This window comes from Nocardiopsis protaetiae, assembly GCF_045446735.1.
GTDB lineage: Bacteria > Actinomycetota > Actinomycetes > Streptosporangiales > Streptosporangiaceae > Nocardiopsis > Nocardiopsis protaetiae.
The window spans coordinates 1-6,310 of sequence record NZ_JBJJBV010000341.1 but is presented as its reverse complement, the minus strand read 5'-3'; the positions used below and the strand labels follow the sequence as shown (position 1 = coordinate 6,310).

General features: G+C 71.3%; 5 protein-coding genes. 1 reads left to right on the top strand and 4 read right to left on the bottom strand.

The window, feature by feature from the left end; genetic code table 11:
* Positions 1–30: 30 nt before the first annotated feature.
* Entirely contained in the window at positions 31–2,991 is a 2,961-nt protein-coding gene (locus tag ACJOT3_RS31295; protein WP_406976735.1) for a UPF0182 family membrane protein, read from the bottom strand.
* Between the two features lie 308 nt (positions 2,992–3,299).
* On the opposite strand from ACJOT3_RS31295, the gene ACJOT3_RS31290 reads away from it, so the two are divergent.
* Complete coding sequence (locus tag ACJOT3_RS31290) at positions 3,300–3,806, top strand: PPA1309 family protein (RefSeq protein WP_406976733.1); 507 nt, start codon at positions 3,300–3,302, stop codon at positions 3,804–3,806.
* Between the two features lie 41 nt (positions 3,807–3,847).
* Here the strand turns inward: ACJOT3_RS31290 and ACJOT3_RS31285 are convergent, their stop codons facing one another.
* The 3 genes from ACJOT3_RS31285 to ACJOT3_RS31275 form a co-directional block, all read right to left on the bottom strand.
* Positions 3,848–4,909, bottom strand: a complete 1,062-nt coding sequence (locus tag ACJOT3_RS31285; RefSeq protein WP_406976734.1) for a YlbL family protein — start codon at positions 4,907–4,909, stop codon at positions 3,848–3,850.
* Between the two features lie 51 nt (positions 4,910–4,960).
* Positions 4,961–5,398, bottom strand: coding sequence for a molybdenum cofactor biosynthesis protein MoaE (locus ACJOT3_RS31280; RefSeq protein ID WP_406976732.1), 438 nt, complete (start codon positions 5,396–5,398; stop codon positions 4,961–4,963).
* 113 nt (positions 5,399–5,511) lie between these two features.
* On the bottom strand, positions 5,512–6,310 hold a 799-nt coding region (locus ACJOT3_RS31275; protein WP_406976731.1), incomplete at its 5' end, for an NAD-dependent epimerase/dehydratase family protein.

Sequence of the window (6,310 nt, the reverse complement as noted above, 5' to 3'; positions counted from 1 at the left end):
GGGGCGGTGACGCCCCGCCCGCCGGGGCGGCTAGTTGCCGCCCTCCTGCTCGGCGAGCGCCTCCTCGATGGCCTCCAGGGCCTCGCGGAGGCGGTCGTTCGCCTCGTCCTGGTTCTCCTGGGCCTCCTCCCAGGCCTCCACCGCCTCGTTGAGAGCGTCGGTGAGGTCCTGGTCGCCGCCGCCGGAACCGGCCTCGGACTCGGGGGCCTCCTCTTCCTGCTCGGGAGCCTCCTCCTCGCCCTCGGTCGCCGGCGGGGCCTCCGCCCCGTCGAACAGGTTGCTCAGCGCGTCGGGGAGGTTGCTGCCGATGGCGACCTCCTCGCCGAAGCCGACCATGACCTGCTGGAGCAGCGGGAAGGAGGCGGCACCGCCGCCGCCCGCCTGCACGTACAGCGGCTCGACGTAGAGCAGGCCGCCCGCGAACGGCAGGGTGAGCAGGTTGCCCCGGGTCACCTCGGCGTTGGACTGCTCCAGCGGGAGCAGCACCTCGCGGACGTTGGCGTCGGCGTCGAACGCGTTCTGGACCTGCCCGGGACCGAAGATGACGGTGCTGCGCGGCAGCTCCAGCAGCTTCAGCTGCCCGTAGTCGTCCGAGCGCGGGTCGCTGTTGACGGCCATGAACGCCGCCAGGTTCTCCCTGCCCCGGGGGACGTAGGTGGTGGTCAGCGAGAAGCTGGCCTCCTCCTCGCCCGGGTACTGGATGGTCTGGCGGTAGGGCGACTCGGGGCGCTCGGTGGCGCCGGTCGGGTCGTTGGGCACCGCCCAGAAGTCCTGGCCGCCGTAGTAGGCGGTCGGGTCGGTGACGTGGTACTCGCGCATGATCTCGCGCTGCACCTTGAACAGGTCGTCCGGGTAGCGGAGGTGGTCGATGAGCTCGTCGCTCATCTCGTCCTTGTCCTGGACGATGCCGGGGAAGGCGCCCATCCAGGTCTGCAGGACCGGGTCCTCCTCGTCCCAGGCGTACAGCTCGACCGTGCCGTCGTAGGCGTCCACGGTGGCCTTGACCGAGTTGCGGATGTAGTTGACCTGGTTGCCGGGCAGCGCGCTGACCTGCGTGAGCGTGCCGTCCGTGAACGTGTCGGTGACCGCCTGGGTGAAGTCGATCCGGTTGGCGTACGGGTAGTTGTTGGACGTGGTGTAGGCGTCCACGATCCACACGACCTTGCCGTCGACGATCGCCGGGTAGGGGCGGCTGTCGACGGTGAGGAACGGCGCGACCTTCTCGACCCGGTCCAGCGGGTCCCGCTCGTACAGGATGCGCGAGTCACCGGTGATCGCGCTGTTGAGCAGGATGTTGGGTTCCTGGTACTTGATCGCGTACAGGATGCGCTCGAAGAACGAGTCCAGCTGCACGCCGCCGCTGCCGTCGTAGCGGTTGGTGGCCTGCGTCTCGCTGCCGCCGCCGCCCGTCCCGGTGCCCTCGCCCTCGGCGGGGGCCTCCTCCTCGGTGGTCTCGGTGTCGGCGTCGGCGTCCGCGTCGGCCGGCGCCTGGGCGTCGTCCGGGCTCGGGCTCACCTCGGGGTCGACCGCGTCCTCCAGGGTGGGGACGTCGCCGGTGTCGGCCTCGCTGTCGAGGGGGTAGTCGTACTCCTCCTCGGCCTGGACGATGACGTACTCGGCGCCCTCGCGGCCGTAGTAGATCCGCTCCTGGTAGTCGCCCACCACGTCGCTGATCTCACCCCGCGGCGGGATGTTGTACTCGGTGAAGACCGGCCGGCCCTCGGCGTCGATCTGGGTGCCCGCGGCGGCGACGAAGCCGAAGCCGTGGGTGTAGATCAGGTGCCGGTTGAGCCAGTTGTTCTGGTCCGAGGGGGGACCGTCGAGCTCGCGGACGGCGACGATCGTGTCGATCAGGTTGCCCTCGGTGTCCGGGTAGCGGTCGACCTCCAGCACGTCGGGGAACTGGTAGAAGCCGCGGACCTGCTGCATCTGCTGGAAGGTCTGCGAGACCACGGAGGGGTCGGCCAGCCGGACGGTGGTGCCCTGCGCCTCCTGGACCAGGTCCTGGGCGCTCAGCTCGGTGGTGGCGTCGTAGGGCTGGACGTCGGCGTCCTCGATGTCGTACGCCGCCCGCGTGCTGTCGATGTTGCGCTGGATGTACTGGCTCTCCAGGCGCTGCTCGTTGGGGCTGACCTGGAAGCGCTGGACGATCTCGGGGTAGGCCACGCCGACGATCACGGCGGACAGCACCAGCAGGCCGAGGCTGGCCACCGGGACCATGGTGTTCTTGAAGTAGATGTTCGCGAAGAACAGCACGGCGCAGATGACCGAGATGACGGTGAGGATCGTCAGGGCGGTCTTGACGGCGTTCACGTCGGTGTACGAGGCACCGAAGGTGTAGCCGCGGTCGGAGAAGACCAGCCCGTAGCGGTCCAGCCAGTACGACCCGGCGCGCAGCAGCACGAAGAGGCCGAGCAGCACCGACAGGTGCACCCGGGCCGCGGGGGTGGCGCGCTGACCGGTGTCGTTCTGCAGGCGGACGCCGCCGTACAGGTAGTGGACGATGACCGCGGCGATGAAGGCCAGGATCACGGCGGCGTAGAGGTAGCCGAGCAGGATCCGCAGGAACGGGTAGACGAACGCGAAGAACGCGATGTCCATCCGGAACTCGGGGTCGGCCACCCCGAAGTCGACGCCGTTGAGGAACTGCAGGTAGGAGCGCCAGTCACCGCTGGCGGCGGCGCCGGACAGCAGGGCCAGGGCGCCCACGGCGATCCAGAAGAAGAGCTTGCGGTGCGGGTCGATGGACTGCCGGTAGCGGTCCAGTCCCTGCTGCTCCAGGCTCATCGGCCGGATACCGGGGCGGGCCCGGTAGGCGAAGAAGATGCTGGCGCCGACGATGACGGCCATCACCAGGGCGGCCACGGCGAACAGCAGCACCCGTGTCCAGAGTTCGGTCAAGAAGACCGAGGTGAAGCCGACGGACTGGAACCACATGTAGTCGGTCCAGAAGTTCGCGGCGAACATCAACCCCGCGATGATGACGACCACGGTCGCCGCGACTGGCGCGAGCAACCTTGATCGACGAGGCATGCGCGCAGGTGGTGCGCCGGGCGATCGGAAGCTCACGCCTCCCCCTCGTTATGGCTTGGTAGGTGCGTTCGGTGCGCGTGCAGCGCCTTGTTAACGGAGAACTTCACTTCGACCCTTCGGAGTTCCCGAAACCTGTCCCGTGGGGGTGACAAGGTCGCATCGTTGGTGTATCGGCCCGGCAACCGCGCGCTCACGCGTGGTCCCTTTGTGACCCTACTGTCCGCGAACGGGACCGGCGAGGTTCCCCCATCCGCCACTATGGGAACGTGTCGAACATTCGCGAAGCCGTCATGGACCTCGAACGCCACGCCGCCGAGCAGGGGTGGGACCGGCCGCTGGGGCTGTACGCCCTGGTGCCGACGGTCGAACTGCTGGCCGCCGAGCCCGCCCTCGCCGAGATGCTGGGCGTCTCCGGCGCCCCGGACCCGCAGGAGCTGACCCCGGTCGAGCAGGACCCGCTCCCGGACGACCTGCCGCTGGAGGAGGCCCTGGGCCGCATCATGTGGCCGGAGGGGGTGGCCGGCTGCGCGCTGGTCATGGAGCGGCTGGTGGTGAAGGGCTCCGACGAGACGCTCTCCCCCGGCGAGGACGCCGACGTCAAGGGCCGGGAGACGGAGGAGATCCGCATGGTCGCGGGCGTGCTCCGGGACGGCTCGCGGCACTGCGCGCTGCGCATGCGCAGCCACGACACCGAGGAGGCGGTGCTCAACGGCGCCGACCTCGTCCCGGCGCTCACCTCGGCCCTCGCCCTCACCCTCGACCTGGAGGGTTAGGCCGACCCGGACGGTGGGACGGGGTCGGAAGCCCGGCCCCGCTACTCGCAGCGGGGCAGCTCGCCCTCACCGGTGCGGATGGTCTCCAGGGCCTCGACCGCGTCGGTGAGGGTCTCGACGCGGACGACCTCCAGCTCGCCGTAGGCGGCGGACTGGGCGACCTGGGAGCAGCTGTCGGCGGCGACGAAGAAGTACTCGGCCCCGTCGCGCTGGGCGCTCACCATCTTCTGCGGGATGCCGCTGACCCCGCCGACCTCGCCCGCGGAGTTGATGGTGCCCGACCCGGCGACGGCGGCGCCGCCGGTGAGGCCCTCCTCGCTGAGGCGGTCGATGATGCCCAGGGCGAACATCATCCCGGCGCTGGGGCCGCCGATGTCGCCGACGGTGATGTCGACCTCGATGGGGAAGTCCATGTCGTCGCGGATGAGGATGCCGACCGCGGCCCGGCCCTGCTCGCCCTCGGCGGTGACCAGCTCCACCTCGACCTCGTCGCCGCCGCGGTCCAGGGTCAGGACGACCGGGTCGCCGGGCTCGCGCGCGCCCACGCGCTCCACGACGGCGGTGCTGCCGACGGCGGTGCCGGGCTCGCCGTCGGAGCGGGTGTCGACCTTCTCGCCGTCGACGGCGATGATCACGTCGCCCGCCTCGACCAGGCCCTCGGCGGGCATGCCCCCGACCACGTCGGCGACCACCGGGACCGCGTCGTAGCCCATGCCGATCTGGTTGAGGGCGGCGGCGGTGGCGTCGGTCTTGGAGTCGTTCATCTGGGTGGCCTGCCGCTCGCTGACCTCATCGGGGCTGCGTCCGGCGGGGAAGAGCAGCTCCTCGGGCATGACCGCCTCGGTCGGCGACAGCCAGGCACGCACGACCGTGAAGAAGTCGAGCCGGTGCCGGGGGCCGCCCGCGTACTGCACGGTGACCATCGACAGCGAGCCCTCGTGCTCGTAGCTCTCGGCGCCCTCGATCCCGATGACCGGCCCCTCCTCGGTGCGGCCCACCGTGTCCAGGGTGACGCCCGGCCCGGCCACCAGGTACGGCATCGGCAGGAAGCGGCTGCCGACCCCGAGCCCTGCGAGCAGGGCGAGGGCGACGACGAGGGTCATGACACGACGAAGCATGCTGCACACCTTATTGGGGCCGGGGTAGGGGGCGTGTCAGGGTGCCCCCACCCACTCCTCGTCGCCGTCGGAGAACGCCTGGTGCTTCCAGATGGGCACCTGGGCCTTGAGGTCGTCGATCAGCCTGCGGCAGGCGGCGAACGCCTCCTCGCGGTGCTCGGCGGAGGCCGCGACGACCACGGCGAGGTCGCCGATCTCCAGGTCGCCGACCCGGTGGACGGCGGCCAGTCTGACGACGGGGCGGCCCGGGACCGAGGTCTCGGCGAGGACCTTCTCCATGACCGACCTCAGCGTGGCCTCGACGGTGGGGTGGGCGGAGTAGCCCAGCCGGGACACGTCGCGCCCGTGGTCGTGGTCGCGGACGGTGCCGATGAAGACGGCGGTGCCGCCGGCGCGGGGGTCCTGGACGGCCGCGAGGACCTCGTCCACCGAGAGGGGGGTGTCGCGTACCGAGGCGAGAGTGATCTGTTCCACTCCTAGAAGGTACCAACCGTCCCTTCCGGCACGTCACGGGCGGTCCGGGCCCGGATGTCGGAACGCGCGGCGGCCACGGGGTCCCGGTGGCCGCGATCGGGGGCGGCCCCCGGTCAGCCGCCCTTGCGCTTGCGCAGGTGGCGGATGGTGACGGCGGTGCCGATGGCGGCCGCGGCGGCGCCCGCGGCCCCGGCGGCGGTGACGGCGACCTCCTTGCGGCCGATGCTGCGGCCCACCAGGGCGGGCTTGCCGCGGGAGTCCAGCAGGCCGGCCAGGGCGGCCGCGTTGTCGTGGGCGGGCTTCCACCCGGCCTCGCGCAGCGTCGCGCAGTCCACCACGCACGGGTAGACGAGGAACTTCAGCTCCCCCTCGGCGGCGGGGGTGATCCTGGCCTGGTGCAGGCGGCGGACCGTGCCGAAGGCGAGGTTGGCGGGCACCTCGAAGTGCTTCATCCCGGCGAGCTCCTCCACCTGGTGCTGGGTGAGGGAGCCCTCGCTGGCGACCGCGACCACGCCGTCGGGGCCGTCCACCCCGTGCAGGGCGCAGAACGCCAGCGCCCCGGCCAGGTCGTCGACGTGGCAGAACTGCCAGTGCTGCTCGTGCCCCTTGACGGTGAGCAGGCGCGGCGCCGAGAAGTGGCGGCTGAGCAGGGTGTCCAGCCCGGGTCCGACCAGCGGCGCGGGGCGCACCACGGTGACGGTGAGCCCGGGGTGGGCGCGGCGGGCGCGTTCGGCCAGCGCCTCGATCTCGGCGAAGTCGCCCATGAGGCCGTCGCTGTTGTCCGAGACCCGGGCGGTGTTCTCCGGCAGCGGGACCGGGTTGTCGGGTGCCGCCCCGTAGACCATGGTGCTGGTGACCAGGAGGACGCGAGGGACCCCCGAGGCGGCCGCGGCGGTCAGGACCGTCTGCGCG

Excerpts from the sequence above, each read along its gene's own strand:
- ACJOT3_RS31285 (WP_406976734.1), bottom strand. The coding sequence starts at position 4,909 with ATGACCCTCGTCGTCGCCCTCGCCCTGCTCGCAGGGCTCGGGGTCGGC.